The 25628-nt window shown below is 54.4% G+C and carries 22 protein-coding genes, 2 tRNA genes and 1 other RNA gene; 9 read left to right on the top strand and 16 right to left on the bottom strand.

All coding sequences use genetic code 11. The features are described from left to right. Positions 1–231: 231 nt before the first annotated feature. Positions 232–1533, top strand: coding sequence for a D-amino acid dehydrogenase (locus ACN1CO_RS06820; protein WP_419138360.1), 1302 nt, complete (start codon positions 232–234; stop codon positions 1531–1533). Between the two features lie 19 nt (positions 1534–1552). Further along, positions 1553–2623 (top strand): catabolic alanine racemase DadX, encoded by a 1071-nt coding sequence (dadX, locus tag ACN1CO_RS06815; RefSeq protein WP_419138359.1) that lies wholly within the window; start codon positions 1553–1555, stop codon positions 2621–2623. On the opposite strand, the gene ACN1CO_RS06810 is transcribed toward dadX, so the two are convergent. The 6 genes from ACN1CO_RS06810 to yeaG form a co-directional block, all read right to left on the bottom strand. After that, the gene (locus ACN1CO_RS06810) at positions 2616–3809 is read right to left on the bottom strand and encodes a multidrug effflux MFS transporter (protein ID WP_419138358.1); all 1194 of its coding nucleotides are present in this window, start codon (positions 3807–3809) and stop codon (positions 2616–2618) included. The two genes, dadX and ACN1CO_RS06810, sit on opposite strands and share 8 nt — an antisense overlap. A gap of 126 nt (positions 3810–3935) precedes the next feature. Beyond that, a complete protein-coding gene (wbaP, locus tag ACN1CO_RS06805; RefSeq protein ID WP_419138357.1) occupies positions 3936–5402 on the bottom strand; it encodes an undecaprenyl-phosphate galactose phosphotransferase WbaP in 1467 nt (488 codons plus the stop codon). A gap of 375 nt (positions 5403–5777) precedes the next feature. After that, the gene (locus ACN1CO_RS06800) at positions 5778–6011 is read right to left on the bottom strand and encodes a DUF1480 family protein (protein WP_090960434.1); all 234 of its coding nucleotides are present in this window, start codon (positions 6009–6011) and stop codon (positions 5778–5780) included. Between the two features lie 78 nt (positions 6012–6089). Then, entirely contained in the window at positions 6090–7817 is a 1728-nt protein-coding gene (locus ACN1CO_RS06795) for a potassium/proton antiporter (protein WP_419138356.1), read from the bottom strand. A gap of 248 nt (positions 7818–8065) precedes the next feature. Further along, positions 8066–9340, bottom strand: coding sequence for a YeaH/YhbH family protein (locus tag ACN1CO_RS06790; RefSeq protein ID WP_090960440.1), 1275 nt, complete (start codon positions 9338–9340; stop codon positions 8066–8068). Between the two features lie 89 nt (positions 9341–9429). Further along, complete coding sequence (gene yeaG, locus ACN1CO_RS06785) at positions 9430–11364, bottom strand: protein kinase YeaG (protein ID WP_419138355.1); 1935 nt, start codon at positions 11362–11364, stop codon at positions 9430–9432. 420 nt (positions 11365–11784) lie between these two features. Between yeaG and ACN1CO_RS06780 the strand changes: the two genes are divergently transcribed. Further along, positions 11785–12534, top strand: a complete 750-nt coding sequence (locus tag ACN1CO_RS06780) for a MipA/OmpV family protein (protein ID WP_419138354.1) — start codon at positions 11785–11787, stop codon at positions 12532–12534. 81 nt (positions 12535–12615) lie between these two features. Next, on the top strand, positions 12616–13467 hold the full coding sequence (locus tag ACN1CO_RS06775; RefSeq protein WP_419138353.1) for an aldo/keto reductase: 852 nt from the start codon (positions 12616–12618) through the stop codon (positions 13465–13467). Here ACN1CO_RS06775 and ACN1CO_RS06770 read toward each other — a convergent pair. After that, the gene (locus tag ACN1CO_RS06770) at positions 13464–14363 is read right to left on the bottom strand and encodes a D-hexose-6-phosphate mutarotase (protein WP_419138352.1); all 900 of its coding nucleotides are present in this window, start codon (positions 14361–14363) and stop codon (positions 13464–13466) included. The genes ACN1CO_RS06775 and ACN1CO_RS06770 overlap by 4 nt on opposite strands. A 73-nt stretch (positions 14364–14436) precedes the next feature. Beyond that, positions 14437–15435 (bottom strand): glyceraldehyde-3-phosphate dehydrogenase, encoded by a 999-nt coding sequence (gapA, locus tag ACN1CO_RS06765; RefSeq protein WP_003852747.1) that lies wholly within the window; start codon positions 15433–15435, stop codon positions 14437–14439. Between the two features lie 342 nt (positions 15436–15777). Between gapA and msrB the strand changes: the two genes are divergently transcribed. Both msrB and ACN1CO_RS06755 read left to right on the top strand, forming a co-directional pair. Further along, the gene (msrB, locus tag ACN1CO_RS06760) at positions 15778–16188 is read left to right on the top strand and encodes a peptide-methionine (R)-S-oxide reductase MsrB (RefSeq protein WP_222925402.1); all 411 of its coding nucleotides are present in this window, start codon (positions 15778–15780) and stop codon (positions 16186–16188) included. Positions 16189–16193: 5 nt separating this feature from the next. Next, a complete protein-coding gene (locus ACN1CO_RS06755; RefSeq protein WP_419138351.1) occupies positions 16194–16475 on the top strand; it encodes a YeaC family protein in 282 nt (93 codons plus the stop codon). A 37-nt stretch (positions 16476–16512) separates the two neighbouring features. Here ACN1CO_RS06755 and pncA read toward each other — a convergent pair whose 3' ends face one another. The 3 genes from pncA to sppA form a co-directional block, all read right to left on the bottom strand. Beyond that, positions 16513–17121: a bifunctional nicotinamidase/pyrazinamidase gene (gene pncA, locus ACN1CO_RS06750; RefSeq protein WP_419138350.1), complete on the bottom strand. Its 609-nt coding sequence runs from the start codon at positions 17119–17121 to the stop codon at positions 16513–16515. Between the two features lie 16 nt (positions 17122–17137). Next, positions 17138–18151 carry an asparaginase gene (gene ansA, locus ACN1CO_RS06745; RefSeq protein WP_283547840.1) on the bottom strand — a complete coding sequence of 338 codons (1014 nt, stop codon included), beginning with the start codon at positions 18149–18151 and terminating at the stop codon, positions 17138–17140. Positions 18152–18236: 85 nt separating this feature from the next. After that, positions 18237–20096, bottom strand: coding sequence for a signal peptide peptidase SppA (gene sppA, locus ACN1CO_RS06740; protein WP_419138349.1), 1860 nt, complete (start codon positions 20094–20096; stop codon positions 18237–18239). A gap of 173 nt (positions 20097–20269) precedes the next feature. On the opposite strand from sppA, the gene ACN1CO_RS06735 reads away from it, so the two are divergent. From ACN1CO_RS06735 to ACN1CO_RS06725, 3 genes are all read left to right on the top strand, one after another. Then, on the top strand, positions 20270–20821 hold the full coding sequence (locus ACN1CO_RS06735) for an NAD(P)H nitroreductase (RefSeq protein WP_419138348.1): 552 nt from the start codon (positions 20270–20272) through the stop codon (positions 20819–20821). Positions 20822–21014: 193 nt separating this feature from the next. After that, positions 21015–22931 (top strand): DNA topoisomerase III, encoded by a 1917-nt coding sequence (locus ACN1CO_RS06730; protein ID WP_419138347.1) that lies wholly within the window; start codon positions 21015–21017, stop codon positions 22929–22931. After that, complete coding sequence (locus tag ACN1CO_RS06725; RefSeq protein WP_419138346.1) at positions 22928–23239, top strand: DUF1496 domain-containing protein; 312 nt, start codon at positions 22928–22930, stop codon at positions 23237–23239. Before ACN1CO_RS06730 ends, ACN1CO_RS06725 begins: the two co-directional genes overlap by 4 nt. Positions 23240–23272: 33 nt before the next feature. Here ACN1CO_RS06725 and xthA read toward each other — a convergent pair whose 3' ends face one another. The 5 genes from xthA to purU all read right to left on the bottom strand — a co-directional run bounded on the left by xthA (position 23273) and on the right by purU (position 25620). Then, a complete protein-coding gene (gene xthA, locus ACN1CO_RS06720) occupies positions 23273–24079 on the bottom strand; it encodes an exodeoxyribonuclease III (RefSeq protein ID WP_419138345.1) in 807 nt (268 codons plus the stop codon). A 175-nt stretch (positions 24080–24254) separates the two neighbouring features. Continuing rightward, a non-coding RNA gene (locus tag ACN1CO_RS06715) (RtT sRNA) lies at positions 24255–24382 on the bottom strand. Positions 24383–24423: 41 nt separating this feature from the next. Beyond that, positions 24424–24508: transfer RNA gene (locus ACN1CO_RS06710), tRNA-Tyr, on the bottom strand. Between the two features lie 34 nt (positions 24509–24542). Beyond that, a tRNA-Tyr gene (locus tag ACN1CO_RS06705) sits at positions 24543–24627 on the bottom strand. 144 nt (positions 24628–24771) lie between these two features. After that, positions 24772–25620 carry a formyltetrahydrofolate deformylase gene (purU, locus tag ACN1CO_RS06700; protein WP_419138344.1) on the bottom strand — a complete coding sequence of 283 codons (849 nt, stop codon included), beginning with the start codon at positions 25618–25620 and terminating at the stop codon, positions 24772–24774. Positions 25621–25628: the final 8 nt, after the last annotated feature.

Genomic DNA, 25628 nt, shown 5'->3' with positions numbered 1-25628 from the left:
TTCTCCTGCCATGCGCAGATTTAACTGCTTCTGTTGTCATTTATTTCTGTGTTTATGGATTAAGGCGCATAAAGCGCTGAAATTGGCCGTGCGACAAGATTTTAGTTACCTGAAAAGTGAAAAAGATGTGAAATGGATGCTGAATTTATGGGTTGGTGTCCGCTGTGTAAATCCGCTGACTATCATCTTCTGAACAGTGAATTATGCTTTTACATGCCGGGTGGGGGAGCTATGCACGTTGTCATTCTTGGAAGTGGTGTGGTTGGCGTCGCCAGCGCCTGGTATCTGGCGCGAGCCGGACATCAGGTCACCGTCATCGATCGTCAGCCCGCCGCGGCGATGGAGACCAGCGCAGGCAATGCCGGTCAGATCTCACCGGGTTATGCCGCGCCCTGGGCAGCACCGGGCGTGCCGCTGAAAGCGGTGAAGTGGATGTTCCAGCGCCACGCGCCGCTGGCTATCCGGCTCGATGGCAGCAGTTTCCAGCTGGAGTGGATGTGGCACATGCTGCGCAACTGCGACATCAACCACTATCAGCAGAACAAAAGTCGCATGGTGCGAATTGCCGAATACAGCCGTGACTGTCTGAAAGCGTTGCGTTCTGAGACCGGCATCGCCTATGAGGGCCGTCAGGGCGGAACGCTGCAACTGTTCCGCACCCAGCAGCAGTTCGACAGCGCCAGTAAAGATATTGCGGTGCTGCGCGATGCGGGCGTGCCTTACGAGCTGTTAGAGGCACATCAGCTGTCACGCGTTGAACCGGCGCTGGCGGCGACCCAGCATAAACTCACCGGCGGATTACGACTGCCTAACGATGAAACCGGCGACTGTCAGCTCTTTACACAGCGGCTGGCAAAAATGGCCGAAGAGGCGGGCGTGGTTTTCCGCTTCAACACGCCGGTCGATCATCTGCTGCGCGATGGTAACCGGATTTATGGCGTGAAGTGTGGCCAGGAGATTATCAAGGCGGACAGTTATGTGGTGGCATTTGGTTCCTACTCCACTGCGCTGTTAAAAAACGTCATTGATATTCCGGTCTATCCGCTGAAAGGCTACTCGCTCACCATTCCAATCAAAAATCCTGATGCCGCACCGGTTTCGACGATTCTGGATGAGACCTATAAAGTGGCGGTGACCCGATTTGACGATCGTATTCGCGTCGGCGGGATGGCGGAGATTGTTGGTTTTAACACCAAACTCACCGAAGCGCGGCGGGAAACGCTGGAGATGGTCGTCAGTGATCTCTATCCTGAAGGCGGTCATGTCGCGCAGGCAAGCTTCTGGACCGGTCTGCGTCCGATGACGCCAGACGGTACGCCGATTGTGGGTGCCACGCCGCTCTCTAACCTCTGGCTCAACACCGGTCACGGTACGCTGGGCTGGACGATGGCGTGTGGTTCGGGTCAGTTACTGGCCGATCTCATCTCCGGTAAAAAGCCTGCCATTGCGGCGGATGACTTAGCGGTGTTCCGCTACTTACCCGGTTTCGCGGCGACCTCATCGCCGCTGCGTAACGCCAACGCAACTCGTTAAGTATTCAGGGAGAGAGAGGATGTCACGTCCGATTATCGCGACCATCAGTCAGCAGGCGTTACGTCATAACCTGACGGTCGTTCGCCAGGCGGCGCCCGCATCGCGCGTCTGGTCCGTGGTGAAAGCTAATGCTTATGGCCATGGCATTGATCGCGTTCGCGAGGCGTTATCTGCTAGCGACGGCTTTGCACTGCTCAATATGGAAGAGGCGATCCTGCTGCGTGAGCAGGGCTGGAAAAAGCCGATTCTGCTGCTGGAGGGTTTTTTCAAGCCTGAGGATCTGCAGCTTATCGACCGCTATCGCCTGACCACCAGCGTGCACAGCAACTGGCAAATCAAAGCGCTGGCCAGCGCCACGCTTTCTGCGCCGGTGGATATCTATCTCAAAATGAACAGCGGAATGAACCGTCTGGGCTTCCGCCCGGAGCGGGTTTTCGGCGCATGGCAGAAGCTGCGGGCGCTGAGCAATGTCGGTGAGATGACGCTGATGGCCCATTTTGCCGATGCCGAAAATCCACAGGGCTTGATTGCGCCGCTACAGCGCGTGGAGCAGGCGGCTGAGGGACTGAACTGCCCGCGTTCGCTCTCTAACTCCGCCTGCACCTTATGGCATCCTGAAGCGCATTTTGACTGGGTTCGCCCCGGCATCATCCTCTATGGCGCGTCACCCAGCGGTGACTGGCAGGATATTGCAGGCAGTGGTCTGAAACCGGTGATGACCTTGAGCAGTGAGATTATCGCGGTTCAGCAGTTACAGGCAGGCGATGGCGTGGGTTACGGCTACCGTTATCACGCCAGCACGACACAACGGATTGGCGTTGTGGCCTGCGGTTACGCCGATGGCTATCCGCGTCATGCCCCAACCGGCACGCCGGTCTGCGTTGATGGTGTGATGACGCAGGTAGTCGGCTCGGTTTCCATGGATATGATCACCGTAGATTTAACCCCCTGTCCGCAGGCTGGCATTGGCTCCGCCGTTGAGCTGTGGGGTGAGCAGGTGAAAATCGATCAGGTGGCAAAAGCGGCCGGAACGGTAGGGTACGAGCTGATGTGCGCGCTGGCACCCCGCGTTCCGGTCACCGTTATTTAAGCGCGGTCAGGCTGCCGCGCATCTTTCTGCTGCAGCGCCAGGCGATAAAGGCCAGCGCTGCACCCAGCAGCATCATCAGACTCAACGACAGCTTCTCTGCCACCGGCAGCGCGACGATCACCAGGCTGCCTGCCGCACCGCCCGCCATCTGAATGAATCCCTGCAGGGCAGACGCCACGCCCGCCTGTTGCTGATACGGCTCCAGCGCATAGCTGGTGGCCGGTCCCACCGTAAAGGCCAGTCCGGCAACCGATACCGCCACCGGGAACATGTAGAGCGCCCAGTGCGACTGCATCTCCGCCGGGAAAATCTGCGTTCCCGCCACCAGCATTACTGCGCCCAGCAGCATAGTGAAGAATCCCATCGCCAGACAGAACGGGCGACCCGCTTTGCGAATCGCTTTATTCACGAACATGCTGACAAACATGATCCAGAAACCGTTAGCTCCGAAAGCGAATGAGAACTGGATCGGTGTCAGCCCGCCTTCGGTCATTAAAACCTGCGGGGCCAGCGACACATAGGTCAGCACCATGCCCAGCGCACCGGCGTTGGCAAAGGCAAAGGCCAGAAAGCGCGGCTGACGCAGGATTTCAGCGTACTGCTTAATCGGCAAGCCTTTCACCCGCAGCGTATCCGCCGGGCGCGTTTCCGGCAGCCAGATAATCACCAGCAGCGTAATCAGCAGGCCGTAGGCGCAGAGGAACCAGAAGGGTGCGCGCCAGTCAAAGGCGCTGGCCAGCAGGCCACCCAGCAGCGGGGCCAGAGCCGGAACGATGTTCAAAGCACCGTTCAGGAAGCCATAGGCGCGGGCGGCATCATCGCCACTCAGGCGGTCACGCACGCCGCTAAAGGCGACAACGGCGCTACAGCAGACGCCACAGCCCTGCACCAAGCGAGCCAGCACGAACAGCGGGAATGAGGTGGCGGTGGCAGCGACAACGCTGCCCGTGATGTAGAGCGCCAGGCCCAGCAGGGCAATCGGCTTACGACCATAATTGTCCACCAGCGGACCGGTCACCAGTTGTCCCAGCCCCATCACCAGCAGAAACAGAGGAATGGTGGTCTGCACCAGATTAACCGGTGTATCCAGCCCTTCTGCGATTTGTGGCAGCGTGGGCAAATAGAGATCGATGCCTAAGGGTGCCAGCAGCACCAGGCTTAATAACAGCAGAGTAAATTTTTGCATAACAACCAGAGGGTAAGCGTTCTGTTAAAAAACGATCGCAGAGGGTAATGATTCAGAGGCAAAAAAGATAGAGGAAGTCGTGCGGAAAGTGCGATGCCTGCTGTAAACAGGCATCGCATTACTGACTTAGTAAGCGCCGTCGCGGCGTAACACCACACCTGCGGTTTTGAACAGGATCGCGATATCGGTCCAGAGCGCCCAGTTTTTGACGTACCAGGAGTCAAAGTAGACGCGGGTGTCATAGTCGATGTCGTTACGTCCGCTAACCTGCCACAAACCGGTCATGCCGGGCTTCGCCATCAGGTAGTAGTCGACATCACCGGCGTAACGCTCTAGTTCAGCTTCAATAACCGGACGCGGGCCAACCAGACTCATCTCACCACGAATCACGTTCCACAGCTGCGGTAACTCATCCAGGCTGGTCTTACGCAGGAAGCTACCAATACGGGTCACGCGCGGGTCATTCTTCAGTTTGAAATCTTTATCCCATTCCAACCGGGCCTCTTCGCTGGTCGCCAGTAATTTCTCCAGCACCTCTTTGGAGTTGGTCACCATGGAACGGAATTTCAGACATTTGAATTTCTTGCCATTCTGGCCCACACGTTCGTGACCATAAATCGCATTACCGCCATCGCGTTTCACCATATAGCAAAGCAGGGCGAAGATCGGGCCGAGGAACAGCAGCAGCATTGACGCCACCACGATGTCAAAGGCACGCTTCATGAAACGGGAAGAGTGTTTCGCCAGGTTGTTGCTGACGCGCAGGATCATCACTTCATGACTGAAGATAAACGACATGTCTGTGCCGTAAAGCGGCACACCGCGCAGCGTCGGGATCACAGAAACGGATCGGCAGTTCATCTTAGACAGGAATTTCAGCCAGCGATCGCGCATCGGCTGCTGCTCATACTCCATGGCGACAATAAACTGCACGTTGTCACGGTCAATGGTCTGCCAGTTAATGTCCTTCCAGGTAATGACGGGCACACCATTCACGCTCTGCTGAGCAGGAACATCATCGACCGAGATAAAGGCCTGTACGTTGTAGCCCAGGATCTCTTCACTCTGCAGCGCCGCATAGGCTTCGGTCGCGTTTTTGCCGGAACCAATAATGATGGTCTCTTTCTGCCACTGACCCGCCTTGTTAATCGCGCGTTTAACCAGAGCACGCATCAGTGGCAGCAGCAGCAGGGCATAGGTCCAGCTGAAGACCCACACCATGCGGGAGAAATCCCATTTAGAGAAGGCAATCAGTGCGAGGTCGAGCAGCGAGAAAACAAATAACGTTTTAACGATCTCTTTCAGTTCAAACCAGAAAGGTTTGCGATACGTGTAATGACGCAGGCGTACCCAGAACCAGCCGGTACACATTACTGACATAATAAACTGTGCCACAAAACGATATTCAATCTGATGCGGTGGAATAAAGGTATCCAGCTCGCCCCAAATACCCTGTATCGTCGCGGCAGATAAAAACAGTGCAAGGTTAAGTGCAATCAGATCGGAAAAACTCAGGGCGAATTTCACGATGATATTTTTACGCGTGCCGCTCCATGAGCGGCTCGGGCTATTCATTATCAATGTACTTGCCATAAAACCAGCTCTCTTTCTCAAGTAAAAGATGGCCTGACCAGAATCAGGTACGCGCTCAGGAGTGGGCTCTGAAAAATTAAAAAATAATTTTCAGTCTGTTGCAGTCAGTAAAGCCAGTGCAGCTGCAAAAAAGATAACGATTAAAGCGTGACGGTACTCACGGAATGTTGCAGCATTGAGATTGAGTATGCAGGAGTTATTTGACAGAGTTAATACGGAAAAAATCTGAAAACATCAAAAGTGATTAAAGTTTTAAAAAGCTAAGTTGATGTTTATTTTGGATAAAATAAGGAAGGGGTCGTTTATAACCAAACTGTTTAAGACGCTTTTTAGGAATTACCGCCGAATCTTACGACTGGCGGTAGTGATAAAGGCTCAGGCAGGTTTCTTTAAAATCCAGCGGTCCTGCTGTTTATCGTAATGGCCAATCTGCAGATTCACCGGTTCCCCATCAATCCAGGCAGGAACGCTGGTATCGCGATCCCAGCCATCAAGTTGGGTAATTAAGCCGGGATTGGTGTGACAGGGGATACTGACGGTGTCAGCGTGCTCACTGTCAAGATCGGCATCTACAATCTCATAACGACCAATTTTAACCACGTGTCCCATTCATTTCTCCCGTTTTTACTGGCATAGACACTTAAGCTTAGCGTATTAAGAGAAAATAACGTGGCTGAATGATTAGGATTATTCCTTCTCTTCCGCCGGACGGACACCAATTTTCACAATGCGGTTATCTTCTTTCTCTGCGACGGTCCAGGTCAGCTGATTCCACTCGACCTGATCGCCTACCACCGGCGAGCCCCCCAGCATCGCCAGCACCAGTTGTCCCAGTGACTGCTGATCGTTGGTACTCTCATCCAGCTCCAGCCCGTAAATCTGCGCTACATCGCGCAGGCGTGCTTCTGCATCCAGAATAAAGTCACCGAAGAAACGCTGGTCGAGTGAGACCGGCGGTGACTGGCTGAACATTTTGCCCAGTGCCGGAAGATCGCGCTCGCGGCCAATAACGCAGATGACGTCGTTCTCTTTCAGTCGCGTCCCGCCGTTGGGGTGCATCAATACATTGTCACGGAACAGAGCAGCGATGCGCGTCTCGCGCGGCATCTGCAGGTCACGCAACGCGGCACCCACGCACCACTTGTCGGCGCTGAGCTGATAGACAAACTGCTCCCACGGGTTTTCCGGATGAATATCCAGACCGATACGGCTGATCGGCGAGGCGGTAGGCGGCACTACCACTTTGGCTTTTTTCGCGGCAAAGCCCAGCGAGGTGCCCTGCAGCATCAGGGAGACCAGCACTACGAAGAAGGCGATATTAAAATAGAGCGAGGCGTTCTCTAAGCCGGCCATCATCGGGAAGACCGCCAGGATAATCGGTACCGCGCCGCGTAAGCCGACCCAGCTGATAAAGACCCGCTCGCGGGTGGTGAAGTTACGGAACGGCAGCAGGCCAATAAATACCGACAGCGGACGCGCCACCAGAATCAGCCACAGTGAAAGGATCATCGCCGGCACCGCGATATGCCACAAATCAGACGGCGTCACCAGCAGCCCCAGCACAATGAACATGCCGATCTGACTCAGCCACGCCATACCATCAAAGGTCTGCAGGATGCCATGACGGTTACGAATCGGGCGGTTGCCCAGTAAGAAGCCGCACAGATAGACCGCCAGGATGCCGCTGCCCTCCAATACCGTGGTCAGAGCGAACACCAGAATGCCGCCGCTCAACGCCAGCAGCGGATAAAGCCCTGGGGCCAGACTGATGCGGTTAATCAATTGCTGCAGCGCCCAGCCGCCCCCCAGGCCTAAAACGATGCCCAGACCGAACTGCTGCACCAGGTGCACCAGGAACATCCAGTCAAGGCCGCTGCGGCCCTGTTCAATCATCTCAATCAGGGTAATGGTCAGAAACACGGCCATCGGGTCATTGCTGCCCGATTCAATCTCCAGCGTGGAGCTGACGCGCTCATTCAGACCTTTGTCTCCCAGCAGGGAGAAGACGGCGGCAGCATCCGTCGAGCCGATAATCGCACCAATCAGGAAGCCCTGCATCATGTCGAGTTTAAACAGCCAGGCGGCCACCACACCGGTTAAGCCTGCGGTAATCATTACCCCGACGGTGGCCAGCGATAGCGCGGGACCCAGCGCGACTTTAAACGAGCTGGCTTTGGTCCGCATGCCACCATCCAGCAGGATGATCGCCAGCGCCAGGTTGGAAATTAAGTAAGCCGCCGGATAGTTATCAAAAGCGATGCCGCCGATACCATCAATACCGGTCAGCATGCCCAGTGCGAGGAAGATAACCAGAATTGGGATGCCCAGCCGGGACGAGAAAGAGCTGAGCAGAATACTCGATGCTACCAGCACGGAACCGATGATAAACAGACTGTAGACAATAGTGTGGTTCAAACCCGGTCTCCTGAGATATGACTGTGCGATGCAGCAACTGATGACAAATATCCATGCTATCTCTGAAAGATAATGTTTTATCAAGGAGTTGTCATTGTGAAAATGATCATTATACGAATTGCTTAACAGGGTATGGAATCAGATTAATGTGAAGAATGAGGGGGTTGGCAGGCAAGCGGCAGAAAACAGACCGTTTTAGCAGGTTATTCAGGAGATAAAAAAAGCCGGTGGTTAACCGGCTTAGTGCGTCAGGCTTCCGTTGCCTGTTTATGGAACAGCGATCGGAACACCGGATAGATATCTTCCGGCTCGCGGATATGCTCTATAGCAAAGTTATCAAACGTCGCCTGCAGATGCTCATACTCGCGCCACAGCGTCTGATGCGCACGACGGGTGATCTCGATATAACTGTAATAGCGCACCACCGGCAGAATATGCTTCGCCAGAATCTCGTGACAAAGCGGTGAGTCATCCGCCCAGTTATCGCCATCTGACGCCTGCGCTGCGTAGATATTCCACTGCGCCGGGTCATAACGCTCTTTCACTACCTCATCCATCAGTTTCAGCGCACTGGAAACAATCGTGCCGCCGGTTTCCTGAGAGTAGAAGAACTCCTGTTCATCCACCTCTTTGGCCTGGGTGTGATGGCGGATATAAACTACATCGACATTCTTGTAGGTGCGGCTCAGGAACAGGTAGAGCAGGATATAGAAGCGTTTCGCCATATCCTTGGTGGCCTGATCCATCGAACCGGAAACATCCATCAGACAGAACATCACCGCCTGGCTGGAAGGCTCCGGACGTTTCTCAAAGTTTTTATAGCGCAGGTCGAAGGTATCGATAAACGGAACACGCTCGATGCGCGCCCGCAGCTCGGCAATCTCTTTGCGCAGCCGCTCCTCCTCCAGCAACTGAGCCGGTTCAGATTTCTCAATCTCCTGCAGCGTCTCTTCCAGTTCGTGCAGCATGCGGCGTTTCCCCGCCGTCATGGCCGTACGACGCGCCAGTGAATTCTGCAGCGAACGCACAACGCTGATGTTGGCCGGTACGCCATTAGAGGTGAAACCGGCACGATGGGTCTTATATTCATTCAGCTGACGATGCTGGTTGCGGCGCAGGTTAGGCAGGGCGAGATCTTCAAACAGCAGGTCAAGATACTCATCTTTCGAGATCTGAAAGACAAACTCATCCTGTCCTTCACCATCCTGACTGGCATTGCCCTGGCCGCTGCCGCCACCGCCACCACCCTGCGGGCGCTCGACACGGTCATTCTGCACAAAATGGTCGTTGCCCGGATGGACCCGATGACGATTCCCACCGCGTCCCTGATGGAAAATCGGCTCATTGATGTCGTCAATCGGGATAGAGACAGACTCACCGCTGCTGACGTCGGTCACCGAGCGTTTGTTGATGGCCTCGGAGATCGACTGCTTAATTTGCGACTTATAACGGCGTAAAAAGCGCTGGCGGTTGACCGCGCTCTTGTTTTTACCGTTAAGCCGGCGATCGATGAAATAGGCCATGGTATTCCCCCAAACTACATTGTAAGCAGGCCGGGCGAACCCGACCCTGTCAGACCGGTATCACTTACCGGCAAGCTTACAGACTCTTATCAGGACGATTTACGCACACGCAGATACCATTCACACAGCAGGCGAACCTGTTTGCGGGTATAGCCTTTTTCCATCATGCGATCGACAAAATCATCATGCTTTTTCTGCTCATCAGTAGAGGTCTTGGTGTTAAACGAGATCACCGGCAGCAACTCTTCCGTATTCGAGAACATTTTCTTCTCGATCACGGTGCGTAATTTCTCGTAACTGGTCCAGTTCGGATTGCGACCATTATTGTGTGCCCGGGCGCGCAGCACGAAGTTAACGATCTCGTTACGGAAATCTTTCGGGTTACTGATGCCAGCGGGCTTCTCGATTTTCTCCAGCTCTGCGTTGAGCGATTCACGATCAAACAGCTGTCCGGTATCGGGATCGCGATACTCCTGATCCTGAATCCAGAAGTCGGCATAGGTCACATAGCGGTCAAAGATGTTCTGACCATATTCAGAGTAGGATTCCAGATAGGCGGTCTGAATCTCTTTGCCGATAAACTCAGCATATTTTGGAATCAGATAGCCCTTGAGGTGTTCAAGGTATTTCTCAGCCTGATCCTGCGGGAACTGCTCGCGCTCAATCTGCTGCTCCAGCACGTAGAACAGATGTACCGGGTTAGCCGCCACTTCAGCGTGGTCGAAGTTAAACACCCGCGACAGGATTTTAAACGCAAAGCGGGTCGAGAGACCGTTCATCCCCTCATCCACACCGGCGTAGTCGTGATACTCCTGCCACGACTTCGCTTTAGGGTCGGTATCTTTCAGGCTCTCACCATCGTACACCCGCATTTTGGAATAGATACTGGAGTTCTCAGGATCTTTCAGACGTGACAGGATAGAGAAGCGTGCCAGTGTTTCCAGCGTGCCAGGTGCGCAGGGCGAGGTCGCCAGCTCACTGTGGTCAAGCAACTTGTCGTAGATTTTGATCTCTTCAGAGACGCGCAGGCAGTAGGGCACCTTGACGATATAGACACGGTCAAGGAACGCCTCATTATTCTTGTTGTTACGGAACGTCACCCACTCTGATTCGTTGGAGTGCGCCAGAATAATACCGTTAAACGGCAGCGCCGAAATGCCCTCGGTACCGTTATAGTTCCCTTCCTGCGTCGCTGTCAGTAATGGATGCAGCACCTTGATTGGCGCTTTAAACATCTCCACGAACTCCATGATTCCCTGGTTCGCGCGGCAGAGTGCGCCGGAGTAGCCGTAGGCATCGGGATCGTTTTGCGCATGGTTTTCCAGTTTACGGATATCCACTTTACCCACCAGCGCGGAGATATCCTGGTTGTTCTCATCACCCGGCTCGGTTTTGGCGATCGCCAGCTGTTCCAGAATCGACGGCCAGACTTTCACGACTTTAAACCGTGAAATATCGCCACCAAAGTCGTGCAGGCGTTTAGCGGCCCACGGCGACATAATGGTGCCGAGGTAACGGCGCGGTACGCCATACTCTTTTTCAAGAATATGCGCATCTTCCTGCGGGTTAAACAGGCAGAGAGGGTGATCATTTACCGGGCTGCGTTCGCCGTCGGCGCTCAGTACATAGATAGGCACCCGCTGCATAAGCGACTTAAGCCGTTCCGCCAGCGACGATTTACCGCCACCGACCGGGCCCAGCAAATAGAGGATCTGTTTCTTCTCTTCCAGTCCCTGAGCGGCATGTTTCAGGTAGGAGACGATTTGCTCAATCGCTTCCTCCATGCCGTAAAACTCCTCGAACGCCGGATAGCGTCCCATCACACGGTTGGAGAATATTCTGGAAAGGCGTGGCTCCTGAGCAGTGTCGACCATTACCGGCTCTCCGATAGCCATTAACAGTCGCTCTGCAGCGTTGGCGTATGCACTGCGATCCTGCTTACAGATAGCAAGAAATTCCTGCAGTGTGAACTCTTCGTCCTTGGCAGCTTCATAACGCTGACGATAGTGATCGAATATATTCATAGCGATGCCCGTCCTTTCGTTTTTAGCACAGGTAAGGAGCGTAATTAGAGGCTTGTAGCAGCTCCCGGAAGATATTCTCTGTTGAGTACAGCAACCCTTATGCCAACCTGATCTTTTTTATCGGGATACACAACGTTTGTGGTTACTCTGCTCGGTCAAAATCTCTGCTGTTACTTCTAACTATAGATGGCTTCTAGGAAATTTCCTCCACGGGTTTGGGTGAATGAGGGGGAGATCAAGCGTTGTTCGGGTTTGTTGTGAGATGAGTTCATATGGCTGATGCTTTAACTTAACGTGTTTTTAACCTTTGATGCCACTTTCATCGATGAGTCACTTAAAGTAATTCGATATAAGTTAATCCAGTCGTAAAAAAACGTTAGACTTCCTGTTTGATTGTTATATTTATGGAATGAATAAATTGTGAACCAATTCAAATTTAAGACGCTTGTTGCACTTCTGCCTTGTTATTTACTGACCTCACAGGCTATTGCCGCACCGCTTTCTCTGGGCGCATCGGTCATTTACGCCGAGTCACCTTATCGCGGCGGTCAGGACCGGTATATCCCACTTCCGGTCATCAATTATGAGGGTGAGGACTTCTGGTTCCGCAGCCTGCAGGGCGGCTACTACCTGTGGAAAGATCCCCAGAACCAGCTGTCGCTGACGCTGCTGGGTTCACCGCAGGAGTACAAACCGAGTGACAACGACCTTGGTGACATGAAAGGGCTGGATAAACGCCGCATGACGCTGATGGGTGGCGCAACCTATCGTCATACTGCTGACTGGGGGATTGTCCGTACTTCACTGCTGGGTGATGTGCTTAACAACAGCAACGGAATGATGTGGGACCTGACTTACCTTTATCGCTTTCAGATGGGTGACTTCAGCCTGACACCGGGCATTGGTGCAGTCTGGAACAGCGCCAATCAAAACCGTTATTACTATGGTGTATCTGCACATGAAAGCGCGCGTACCGGCATCAGCCGTTATAAACCGGATGACAGCTGGTCACCTTATGTTGAACTGAATGCCAGCTATCAGATTGCGCCACAGTGGAATGCCAGCCTGACCGGGCGGTACGTCAGCTTCAGCAGTGAAATCAAAGATAGCCCGATGATCGATAAAAGCGGCCAGGCGTTAATCTGGACGGGCGTCAGCTATACCTTCTGATAACGCTTCATACGCACCAAAAGAGGGCATTTACTGCCCTCTGTTCTTTTACGGGGCCCTGGAATGGGGTGGGAGAGCTGAATGCACAACACGATTAATTTTGCTGGCTTCAACGACCTGCCGGTCATTGGCCAGGGTACCTGGTATATGGGCGAAAACCGGGCCCAGCGTGACAAAGAAGTCGCTGCGTTACAGGTGGGTCTTGAGTGTGGTTTGCAGTTGATTGATACCGCCGAAATGTACGCAGACGGCGGAGCTGAAGAGGTGGTCGGGCAGGCCCTGCTGGGGCGTCGCGACAAGGCTCTGCTGGTGTCAAAAGTCTATCCGTGGAATGCAGGCGAAGTGGATGCCATCGAAGCCTGTGAACGGAGCCTCCGCCGTCTGCAGACCGATTATCTTGACCTCTATCTGTTGCACTGGCGTGGCAATGTTCCGCTTGAAGAGACCCTTCGTGCCATGGAACGTCTGCAGCAGCAGGGCAAGATCCGTCACTGGGGCGTCTCGAATTTTGACACAGAGGATATGGCCGAACTGTGGGATGAACCGCAAGGGAATGAGTGTACGACTAATCAGGTGCTCTACCATCTGGCGTCACGCGGTATTGAATTTGATCTGCTGCCAGCGTGTCAGCAGCGTGGAATGCCGGTGATGGCCTATTGTCCGCTGGCACAGGCGGGAAGGTTGCGTGACTCACTCTTCACCGACCCGGTACTGACTCAGATTGCACAGCAGAAGGGCATCAGCATAGCGCAACTCCTGCTGGCCTGGGTGATTCGTCAGCCTGGAGTGATTGCCATTCCTAAAGCAAGTTCTGTGGTTCACGTTCAGGAAAACGCTGCGGCGCTGGGGGGCGTGCTGACCGATGAAGAGTTGCAGCTCATCGATCGTGCCTGGCCAGCACCACAGCATAAGTTACCGCTGGATATCGTTTAGCCGTTGACCTTGTCGATGGCTGCGGCTTTCTTCTTCAGGCGGAACGTCGTGGCCAGTCGTGCTGGCTTCTCACCCGCGCTGCGTAACGGTTTGCTTATGCGCGCCGTCTCTACGCAGACCATGGTTTTGTAACCTTCATTCGCCATGTCCGACATGCTGCAGGAGAGTTCAACACCAGGATTCCACGTGACAACGTCACTATGATGATGGTGATAAACCTCAATCTGTCGCTCACCCGTCGTATCATTAATGACCGAGCAATCTTCTGCTGCGGTAAAGATACGATCGATGCGTCCAGGATAACGTTGCCTGCCATCGCTGCTGGCAACCTCACCGTTATTCACTTTGTCGATATAGCGGTTGCCCAGACCGGAGACCTCAACACCGTTGATGTCGCTGACGGTGAAGTAGCTGTGCAGCGCTGCCGTGGCTTCATAGTCGCCATAGGCTTCCAGCTCAATCTCACAATGCTGGCCCAGGCGGAAGCGGGCAATCAGAGTAAACTCATGCGGCCAGAGCTTCAGCGTCTGTGCGTTGCTCTCCAGCACCAGCGTCAGCATCACGCCATCTTCATTCTCATCATGCGCCGTCAGCTTCCACGGCTGAACACGGGCAAAACCGTGCGCCGGTTCGCCTGCCGGGCCAAACCACGGCCAGCAGATCGGTACGCCGCCACGAATCGCTTTACCTGGTGAGAAGAGACTCTTATCGCTCAGCCAGAGTACCGGCTTTTCGCCACTCGGCTGCCAGGCGATCAGATGCGCGCCCTGCAAAGTGACTGCTGCCCGCACTTTAGGGTGACTGATCACAATCGCCGGGAGTTCCCCCACCTGACGCTGTGAGAGGTAAGGGGAGATCTGGTTCACCACCGGCAGAGAAAACAGCTTATCTTGCATGTTCGATTCCTTCCTGTGCGGATAAAAAAAGGGCGACCGAAGTCGCCCTTATTCTCAATGATGTCTGGCTGCCTTATTTAGCAGAAACCAGTGCAATCAGGTCGAGAACTTTGTTTGAGTAGCCAGTTTCGTTATCGTACCAGGAAACCAGTTTCACAAAGTTGTCGTTCAGCGCGATACCGGCTTTAGCGTCAAACACTGAAGTCAGGATTTCGCCATTGAAGTCGGTAGAAACCACGTCATCTTCAACGTAGCCCAGAACGTCTTTCATCTCACCTTCTGCAGCTGCTTTGATTGCAGCACAGATTTCTTTGTAAGAAGCCGCTTTTTCCAGACGCACGGTCAGGTCAACAACGGAAACGTTAGGGGTTGGTACGCGGAATGCCATACCGGTCAGTTTGCCGTTCAGCTCTGGCAGAACTTTACCAACGGCTTTAGCTGCGCCAGTTGATGAAGGGATGATGTTCTGCGATGCGCCGCGGCCGCCGCGCCAGTCTTTGTGAGACGGGCCATCAACGGTTTTCTGGGTAGCAGTGGTAGCGTGAACAGTGGTCATCAGACCTTCAACGATACCGAATTTGTCGTTGATGACTTTTGCCAGCGGTGCCAGGCAGTTGGTGGTACAGGAGGCGTTAGAAACGATATCCTGGCCATCATATTTGTCGAAGTTTGCACCACGAACAAACATTGGGGTGTCATCTTTAGATGGACCGGTCAGAACGACTTTCTTAGCACCTGCGGTGATGTGTTTACGCGCGGTTTCGTCGGTCAGGAAGATACCGGTTGCTTCAGCAACAACGTCAACGCCTACTTCATCCCACTTCAGGTTCGCTGGATCACGTTCAGCAGTAACACGGATTTTTTTACCGTTAACCACCAGTGCGCCATCCTGAACTTCTACGGTGCCGTCGAAACGACCGTGAGTAGAGTCATACTTCAGCATGTACGCCATGTAATCCGCGTCCAGCAGGTCGTTGATAGCAACGATTTCGATGTCAGAACGCTTTTGAGCAGCACGGAAAACGATGCGACCGATACGGCCGAAACCATTGATACCTACTTTGATAGTCATATATTCCACCAGCTATTGGTTAGTGAATAAAAGGTTGCCTGTAAAATTACAAAAACCTTACCAGGCGTCAAGCGGAATCGTGTCAATTGTTGCGACAGGTCAATTCGCCTGATAGGAATAATTCGATGCGCAACCGCTTGCGCGCCGCCAATGATATCGCGTTTCGTCGAATCAATCGCCGAATATATAGGGATGCCCGGGATAAAAGGTGATCGAAGTCACAATTACGCTTTGCAGTGGACGGCATGAAAGGGTGAGCACAAAAAAAGACCCGGTAATGTTGATCATTTGTTAGAATAATAGTCGAATTTTTCAGAATGGCACTTCCCCGGAATCCTAAAAATGGCTAAAGACACCGCACCCGACGCAAAAATCGCCGAGCTGACAGAAATGCAGCGTTATGTGACTCAGCAACGCGGAACGGAACCGCCTTACAGCGGCGCACTGCTGCACAACAAGCAGGAAGGGATCTACCACTGCCTGGTCTGTGAGGCGCCACTTTTTCTCTCAGAGACCAAATATGATTCTGGCTGTGGCTGGCCCAGTTTCTATCAGCCGTTCAGTGACGATGCTATTCGCTACATCGAAGATAATTCACACGGCATGCAGCGTGTTGAGATCCGCTGTGGCAGCTGCGATGCGCATCTGGGGCATGTCTTCCCCGATGGTCCGCAACCGACCGGCGAACGCTACTGTGTTAACTCCGCCTCGCTGAATTTTACTGACGAGCAGGGCGAACAGACCAAAGGGTAACGGCGATGAAGGAACAACTTGAAGCTATGCTTGCGTCAATGACGCCTGAAGTCTATCAGCGGCTGGCGACGGCAGTGGAGATTGGAAAGTGGCCGGATGGCGTGGCACTGACTCAGGAGCAGCGCGACAACTGCCTGCAGCTGGTGATGATGTGGCAGGCGAGGCACAACGATGCGCCACAGCACATGACCATTGCCAAAGGTGGCGAGATGGTGATGAAGACGAAAAAAGAGCTGAAAGAAGAGTTCGGCATTGATCCGGATGTGACCCGCATCCACCTGCACTGACGGCATAAAAAAAGCTGGCGTAACGCCAGCTCCTTTTTTAAATCAGAATCGCGCCCTGAGCGGTCATTTGAGCAAAAGCGATCTCACTGTCCTCAGGATTCAGGTTCACGCCGCGGCAACCCTCTTTCACCACCTCAACGTGATACCCCAGTTCCAGCGCATCCAGCACGCTATATTTCACGCAGTAATCCGTCGCCAGCCCCAGCATCACCAGATGGGTAATGCCACGCTCACGCAGCCAGCTGTCCAGCTCGGTTTTACGGCGATGGCCGTTGTCAAAAAAGGCGCTGTAACTGTCGACATCCTGGTCTTCACCTTTGTGGAACGTCGCATCAAACAGTGAACGATCCAGGCCAGGATGGAAATCCGCGCCCGTCGAGCCCTGAATGCCGTGATCCGGCCACCAGATCTGCGCCAGACCATTCAATTCGCCCAGCGTATAGACCGGCTCACCGGAGACCGAGGCAAAACTGCCGTGATCGGCCGGGTGCCAGTCCTGCAGGGCCAGTACGCATTCCCCGTTTTCACGGAACATACGCGCGTAACGATTTGCCACCTCGACCGTGTGGTCGCCCTCATGGACTGCCATCGGTCCGCCAGGGCAAAAATCGTTCTGAATATCAATAATGATGAGTGCCCGCTTCATTACATATTGCTCCGTTTCAGTCTTCGGTCAGTTCGCCGCGCAGGTTCTGCTGCATCTTCGCACGGATTTGGTCGGCCGAAAGATCCTGGCTGAGTAAAAAGTGTAGCTTGGTTAACGCGGCTTCTACCGTCAGGTCAAATCCGCTGATCACGCCAGCCTCTTCCAGCGCATTACCGGTGGCATAGCCGCCCATATTGACCTTGCCAGAAATACACTGGGTGAGGTTCACCACTACGATGCCACGCTCACTGGCCTGCTGAAGTTCGGCCAGGAATTCTTTGTTCTGTGGCGCGTTACCCACACCATAAGAGCGCAGGATCAGCGCTTTTACCGGCTGACGCAGGAAGTTACGCACCACGTCTGCCGAAATTCCCGGATAGATGGTCACCACGCCAATAGGCTGAGGCGTAATGGTGTGAACCTTCAGTTCGCCCTGACCAGACGGGGCAGGCGGCGTATTGAGGCGGCGAATATGAATGCCCGCTTCCAGCAGCGCAGACAGGTTTGGCGAAGCAAAAGCGTTGAAGCCGTCGGCATGGGCCTTAGTGGTACGGTTGCCGCGATAGAGCGTGTTATTGAAAAACAGTGACACTTCGCTGATCGGATAATTGGCCGCCACATAGAGCGAATTTAACAGGTTCTGCTGACCATCTGAGCGCAGCTCTGCCAGGGGAATCTGCGAACCGGTCACGATCACCGGCTTGGCCAGATTTTCCAGCATAAAGGAGAGCGCAGAGGCGGTAAACGCCATGGTGTCAGTGCCATGCAGAATGACAAAACCATCGTAGCGATCGTAGTTTTGACGGATATCTTCGGCAATAGACTGCCAGTCTTCCGGGGTCATGTCGGAAGAGTCGATCAGCGGCTGATATTCATGAATGGTGAAATCAGGCATCTCGGGGCGGTGGAACTCGGGCATGTTGGCCAGCTGCTCTTGCAGGTGTCCGGAGACCGGAATATAGCCCTGCGCTGAGCGCTGCATACCGATTGTCCCGCCAGTGTAGGCTACGTAGATGTTTTTCTTTTGCATTAGAGAACTCAGACTCGCCATAAAACGCGCAGTATAAGGGGAATAGCGGGGAAAAGCAGCCCGACCAGCGGCCGGGCTGAGAGGTTTATCGCACTTCGCCGCAGTTCAGGCAGAAGGCATAACGGTTCTGAGGATCGTTCTGCTTGTCGAACAGACCCGGCTGGGCTTTCATGGCATTCATGACATCCAGCATCGGTGCGGGCAGCCAGGCTTTCAGCGTATGCGGCAATACCGCCTGCACAGAGGCATTCATCTGGCTCAGCATCATATCCAGGAAGCTCGGATCATCCTGATACCAGCTCAGCATCGGCTTACTGACTTTCGCCAGTTCACCGGCTTTCTTCACGGCATCATCGAAGTCACCCAGCGCATCAACCAGACCGTTGGCTTTGGCATCACTACCGGTCCAGACGTGGCCCTGTGCAATCGCATCAATCTGCTCTGGCGTTTTATGACGGGACTTCGCCACCAGACCCACAAAGTTGCGGTAGCCATTTTCGATAGTCAGCTGCATCATCTGCTGAACTTCCGTTGGCAGCGCTTTGGTGGTCGAGATATCCGCCAGCGGGGAGGTCGCAACACCATCCGTGTGCACGCCAATGCTGTCCAGACTGTTCTCCAGCGTATTAATCACACCGAAGATACCAATCGAGCCGGTCAGCGTGCTTGGGTTCGCCACAATGTAGCTGGCAGGCGTAGAAATCCAGTAACCGCCGGATGCCGCCATACCGCCCATTGAAACCACGATCGGCTTGCCGGCTGCCTGAGCCGCCGCCAGCTCTTCACGAATCGCTTCCGAAGCCGTTACGCTGCCACCCGGACTGTTCACCCGCAGAATGATCGCTTTGATTTTCGGATCGAGACGCGCATCACGAATCTCAGCGGCCGTGGTGTCGCCACCGACGTTGCCCGGCGTCTCTTCGCCATCCATGATCGCTCCGCTGGCCATCACGACGGCGATATTGCCATCCTGCGAGGAGGCCGGTTTCACGCTGTAGTCATAGATGCTGACGCTGCGATAATCGTTGCTCTGCTTATCCAGACCAAAGGTTTTTACCAGCTCTTCATCGGCCGCTGCACGGGAACCCAGCGCATCGACCAGCTTGTTATCCAGTGCATATTGCGCGGTATCGCCTTTCACCGCATTTAATCCGGCAATAATCGCCGCTGCGCCCGGGAAGAGTTGTTCCGGGGTAATCTGGCGATTGGCTGCCACGGTGTTCAGGTAGTTCTGCCACAGCTGACCGACCCAGCGGCTGTCAGCATCCCGTGCAGCAGGGGACATATCATCACGCAGGAATGGCTCAACTGCTGATTTATAAGTCCCGACGCGGAAGACGTGCGAGGTGACTTTCAGCTTATCCAGCAGCGTTTTGTAGTAAAGCCCGTTGGTGGCGAAGCCATGCAGATCTACAGTGCCCTGCGGTGACAGATAGATTTTGGTGGCGTAGCTGGCAAGGTAGTATTGTGCCTGGCTGTAACTGTCGCCCAGGGCATAAATCGGCTTACCGCTATCACGGAATTCACGCAGCGCTTTGCCTACGTATTGCAGTGAAGGCTGATCGCCACCGGCAAATTCACGTAAGTCGAGCACCATGCCTTTGATGTTGCTGTCGCCTTTTGCCTGGCGAATCGCGTCGACCACATCAAACAGCGAGTTTTCCTGTAAACGGTCACTGCTGGCACCCAGCAACTGGCGGCCGATTTTACTCAGACGGTTGCTCACTGACGGTTTATCCACCAGCACGCCGCTAAGATCGACTTTCAGTGCGCCTTGCTGGATCGGCGCCGAACTGCCGCCCGAACCGCTGACCTGTAACCAGATCCCAACACCCACCACAATCAACAAAATCAGGAAAATATTCAGAATAAATTCCCTGATAAAATTCAGTACCCGCCAGCTCCAGCGGAACAGACCTGCAATTATTCGCCACAATGTGCGCATCAGACTCTCCATAAATATGTAGCAGGAAGTGGCCGCCGCGCGGACCAGACTTCCCCGACGAGCTCATCCTAAAGAGCAGCGTGTTAAAAGTCAGCAGGAAATCACTGCGCACTGTTACAAAAAATCTGCCTGTGCCAGGATAACGGCAACATTACAGAGATCGGGAGAGAAACATGGACGCACTGGAGTTACTGGTCAACCGACGTTCGGCCTCACGCCTGACTGAGCCAGCACCCGCGGGTGACGCACTGGAAAATATCCTGCGGGCAGGTATGCGCGCCCCGGATCACGGCACGCTGCAACCCTGGCGCTTTATCATTGTGGAAAATGAAGGCCGCGACCGGATGAGTCAGCTGCTTGAGAAGGCAGCACGTGATAATCAGCTGGATGAAAAGGCGATTAACAAAGCGAGCCAGGCGCCGTTTCGCGCGCCGATGATCATCACGGTGGTGGCCCATTGTGAAGAGCACCACAAAGTGCCCCGCTGGGAACAGATCGCCTCGGCCAGCTGTGCCGTGATGGCGATGCAAATGGCGGCCGTGGCTCAGGGTTACAATGGTATCTGGCGCAGCGGTGCGTGGACCGATGATGAGCAGGTACGCCAGGGCTTTGGCTGCCGCGAGCAGGATGCCATCGTCGGCTTCCTCTACCTGGGCACCCCGCAACTGAAATCCAGCACTACGGTGCTCCCGCCAGACACTGCGCCTTTCGTCCGATACTTCTGATCTGCCTGTCCGGTTCCGGCAGGGTGCTTTCCAGCCCTGCCTGTTGCACGGTTCCTGTGCGAACGATCGCTAACACCGCGCGTCATGCTTACGCCAGAAGACCAGCCAGGCTAACATAGCCCGCGAGATTCCAACCGACAGCGAACAACCGGTTATCACTGTGTTCCCCTGATGTTAAGGATGTCCTGATTCAATGCGTTTGTTTATTGCGGAAAAACCGAGCCTTGGGCGTGCTATCGCAGATGTGCTGCCGAAACCGCATCGACGTGGTGATGGATTCATTGCCTGCGGCAACGATCAGATCGTCACCTGGTGTGTAGGCCATCTTCTGGAGCAGGCGCAACCCGACAGCTATGACAGCCGTTACGCGCGCTGGTCGCTGGCCGATCTGCCAATCATTCCGGAAAAGTGGCAGCTGAAACCCCGTCCTTCTGTTGCAAAGCAGCTGAAGGTGGTTGAGGGTTTGCTGGCGCAGGCGAGTGAAGTGGTACATGCCGGTGACCCGGATCGGGAAGGGCAGTTGCTGGTGGATGAGGTGCTCGATTACCTGAACCTGCCCGCTGAGAAACGCAGAAAAGTGCAGCGCTGTCTGATCAACGATCTCAACCCTCAGGCAGTAGACCGGGCCATAAACCGGCTGCGTGAGAATCGCGAGTTTATCCCGCTGTGCGTCTCTGCGCTGGCCCGCGCCCGTGCGGACTGGCTCTACGGCATCAACATGACTCGTGCCTGGACGCTGCTGGGCCGCAATGCGGGCTACGACGGTGTGCTCTCGGTCGGTCGGGTGCAGACGCCGGTGCTGGGGCTGGTGGTCCGGCGTGATGAAGAGATCGAAAACTTCGTGCCGAAAGATTACTTCGAAGTGAAGGCGCATATTATCACGCCTGACGGCACTCAGTTTATCGCCAGCTGGATCCCCAGCGAAGCCTGTGAGCCCTGGCAGGATGAAGAGAGCCGGCTGCTCAAACGCGCGCTGGCCGATCATGTGGTGGCGCGTATCACCGGCCAGCCCGCGATCGTCAGCGCCTACAGTGATAAGCGCGAAAATGAGGTGGCTCCGCTGCCATTCTCTCTCTCCAGCCTGCAGATCGAAGCCGCTAAACGCTACGGACTCAGTGCGCAGACGGTGCTGGATACCTGCCAGCGGCTCTATGAAACCCACAAGCTGATTACCTATCCCCGTTCGGACAGCCGTTATCTGCCTGAAGAGCATTTTGCCGGTCGTCATGCGGTGTTAAAGGCGATACAGGCGCATCAGTCTCAGCTGACTCCTCCGACGGATTTCGATGTCGATCGCAGAAACCGCTGCTGGGATGATAAAAAAGTCGATGCCCATCACGCCATTATTCCCACGGCCCGTTCCAGCGCGGTAAAGCTCAGTGAAAATGAACAGAATATTTACGAACTGGTGGCGCGCCAGTATCTGATGCAGTTCTGCCCGGATTCGGTATTCCGCAAATGTGTGATCGACCTTGATATTGCGGGCGGCAAATTCGTAGCCAAAGCGCGCTTCCTCGCAGAAGCGGGCTGGCGCGCGCTTCTGGGCAGCAAAGAGCGGGATGAAGAGAACGACGGCATGCCGCTGCCGGTGGTGGCGAAAGGGGATGAGCTGCTGTGCGAGCGCGGCGAAGTGCTGGCGAAGCAGACGCAGCCACCGCGCCCGTTCACCGACGCCACCATTCTCTCGGCGATGACCGGTATTGCCCGTTTCGTTCAGGATAAAGAATTAAAGAAAGTGCTGCGTGCGACCGATGGTTTAGGAACGGAAGCCACACGCGCCGGCATTATTGAATTACTGTTTCGTCGTGGCTTCCTGGTGAAGAAGGGCCGTTACATCAATTCGACGGATGCCGGGCGCGCCCTGATTCACTCTTTACCCGATCTGGCAGCCCGCCCGGATATGACCGCGCAGTGGGAATCGACACTGACGCGTATCAGCGAAAAGGCCTGCCGCTATGATGAGTTCATGCAGCCGCTGGTGCAGACCTTAACCGGAATTATCCAGCAGGCGCGACAGCAGCCTGCGGCGCATGCCTTTCGGGGATTACCGTCCACCGGACAGAAACGTCCGGTGCGCAAAACCAGGCGTAAAGTGAAGGAGACGGAATGAGGCGTTATTCAGTATTACTGGTCGCAGTTCTGGCGCTGGCGACCAGCGCGGCACAGGCGAACAGTCGTTATCAGTCGATGCCACAACAGGGTAATAACGGTGGAAACACCGATGTGGTGGTGGATATTCCGCCAGAGGCCTGGTCGCAGGCAGAGAGACGTCAGCCTGACTGTCTCCGCTGCTGTATCTTCGAGAACCGTAACTACACGGAAGGCGCGGTGGTGAAATCAGAAGGCGTATTGTTGCAATGCACCCGGGATGAACACTCCATTGGCACCAATAACCTGATCTGGAAGATAGTGAAATAGCCGTCGCGTGGCGCTCTGCCACGCGACCGTCAGTTAAAAGCGGAAGGTTGACCAGATGGGCGCATGGTCAGAAGGTTTTTCCATACTTCGGATATCGTAATCAATGCCTGTCTCAATGCAGTGCGACGCGAGGTTTTTACTTGCCAGCACCAGATCGATACGTAACCCGCGATTATCGTCAAACCCTTTCGAACGGTAATCGAACCACGAGAATCGGTCCGCCACTTCCGGGTTCTGCTCACGCCAGGTATCAACCAGTCCCCAGCTCAGCAGGCGATCCATCCACTCGCGCTCTTCCGGCAGGAAGGAGCATTTGCCGGTGCGCAGCCAGCGCTTGCGGCTATCTTCGCCAATACCGATATCCAAATCGGTGCTGCTGATATTCATGTCGCCCATAATCAGAACCGGTTTATCGGCAGGCAGATCGTCGGTCAGCAGACGCTGAAGATCGCGGTAGAACTTCTCTTTAGCCGGAAACTTGGTGGGATGGTCGCGGCTTTCGCCCTGCGGGAAATAGCCATTAATCACGGTGATGTCGCCGATCGGGCTGTGGATTTCCGCGATGATCAGGCGGCGCTGGGACTCTTCGTCATCGCCCGGAAAGCCCCGGCTCACTGACACCGGCTGAGCTTTGGTTAACAACGCCACGCCATAATGGCCTTTCTGTCCATGATAGAAGACGTGATAGCCGAGCTTTGAGACCTCTTCCAGCGGGAACATGTCGTCATGGACCTTGGTTTCCTGCAGACCGATAACATCGGGCTGATGCTGTTCGACAAGCGCCTGAAGCTGATGCGGGCGGGCACGCAACCCATTGATGTTAAATGAAACAAATTTCATGAGATCGACCATTGTTCAGCAAGTGATAGCCGCAGATGGTAGCGATTTTTATGCATAAAGTCATGACGGAACAGGGGAAGATTGTGCGAAAGCGGATAAGGGATTAGCTGTTAGTGCAGATGGGCAGAACAGGAAGCTTCAGAATTTGTTTTGGGATTAAGTGCGACATACGAGATGGTGGTGGGAGAAGGATTATTCGGCGCGTTGCGCCTCACCCTTCGGGCCGCGCTGAAGCGCGTTGTCTCGCAATGCTCGACCCGAACCTCGATCGAAGGTTCTCATCCCTCTCCCCGCAGAACAGGAAGCTTCAGAATTCGTTTTGGGATGGAGTGCGATATGCAAGATGGTGGTGGGAGAAGGATTCGAACCTTCGAAGTCTGTGACGGCAGATTTACAGTCTGCTCCCTTTGGCCGCTCGGGAATCCCACCAGGGATATATTGAAGAGGCTTAAGATGATTCAGATGGTGGTGGGAGAAGGATTCGAACCTTCGAAGTCTGTGACGGCAGATTTACAGTCTGCTCCCTTTGGCCGCTCGGGAATCCCACCATGGCCTGAATCTTTCTCTCTTAAAGCGGGGCGCATCATACCAAATGCGATAAGGGTGTAAAGCGCCCACTGGCAAAACCACAACTGTTTGCCCACTTTTTACGCGTAGCGCTGAATCTGCAGACAATTCAGCGCGCTGGCTGCTTAAAGAATAATCGTACGGTTGCCGTAAACGAACACGCGCTGCCCCAGCACTTTGTAGAGTGCGTTGCTCAGGACATTTTTTTCTACGTCGCGACCGGCGCGCATCATCTCATCGGCGGTGTAGCTGTGATCGACATTGATCACATCCTGCATAATGATTGGGCCTTCATCGAGATTATCATTCACGTAGTGCGCGGTGGCACCGATGATCTTCACGCCGCGCTCATAAGCCTGATGGTAAGGACGGGCACCGATAAAGGCCGGCAGGAACGAGTGGTGAATATTGATGATCTGGTTCGGATAACGCTGCACGAAAGCAGGGGTCAGAACACGCATATATTTCGCCAGCACCACGTAATCCGGCTGATAGCGGTCAATCTCTTCCACCATGCGGTTATCGTGCTCTTCCCGCGTCAGCCCCTCATGACTCACCAGCGCAAATGGAATGTCGAAACGCTCAACCAGAGAACGCAGCGTATCGTGGTTACCAATGACCGCCGCAATTTCCATATCCAGGCCGCCAAACGCGCTCTTCATCAACAGATCGCCCAGGCAGTGCGCCTCTTTGGTGACCAGAATCACTACGCGACGACGACCGGCGCTGTGCAGTTCACGCACGGAACCCTTTGGCAGGGCGCTGTCGAGGTCGGCGAGCAGGGTATTATCGTTGAAAATCCCTTCCAGCTCGGTGCGCATGAAAAAACGCCCGGTGCGATGATCAACAAACTCATTGTTCTGCACGATATTGAGTTCGTGCTTGTAACAAATATTGGTGATTTTGGCGATCAGACCTTTTGCATCGGGACAAATGGTTCGTAAAACTTTTCTTTGCATGGTTTGCGCTTGCATCTCAATTG

This window comes from Pantoea sp. R13S299 (genome assembly GCF_048515925.1).
Taxonomy (GTDB): domain Bacteria; phylum Pseudomonadota; class Gammaproteobacteria; order Enterobacterales; family Enterobacteriaceae; genus Pantoea.
Note: the sequence above shows the minus strand (reverse complement) of the source record. Positions and strands in the feature narration are given on the sequence as shown.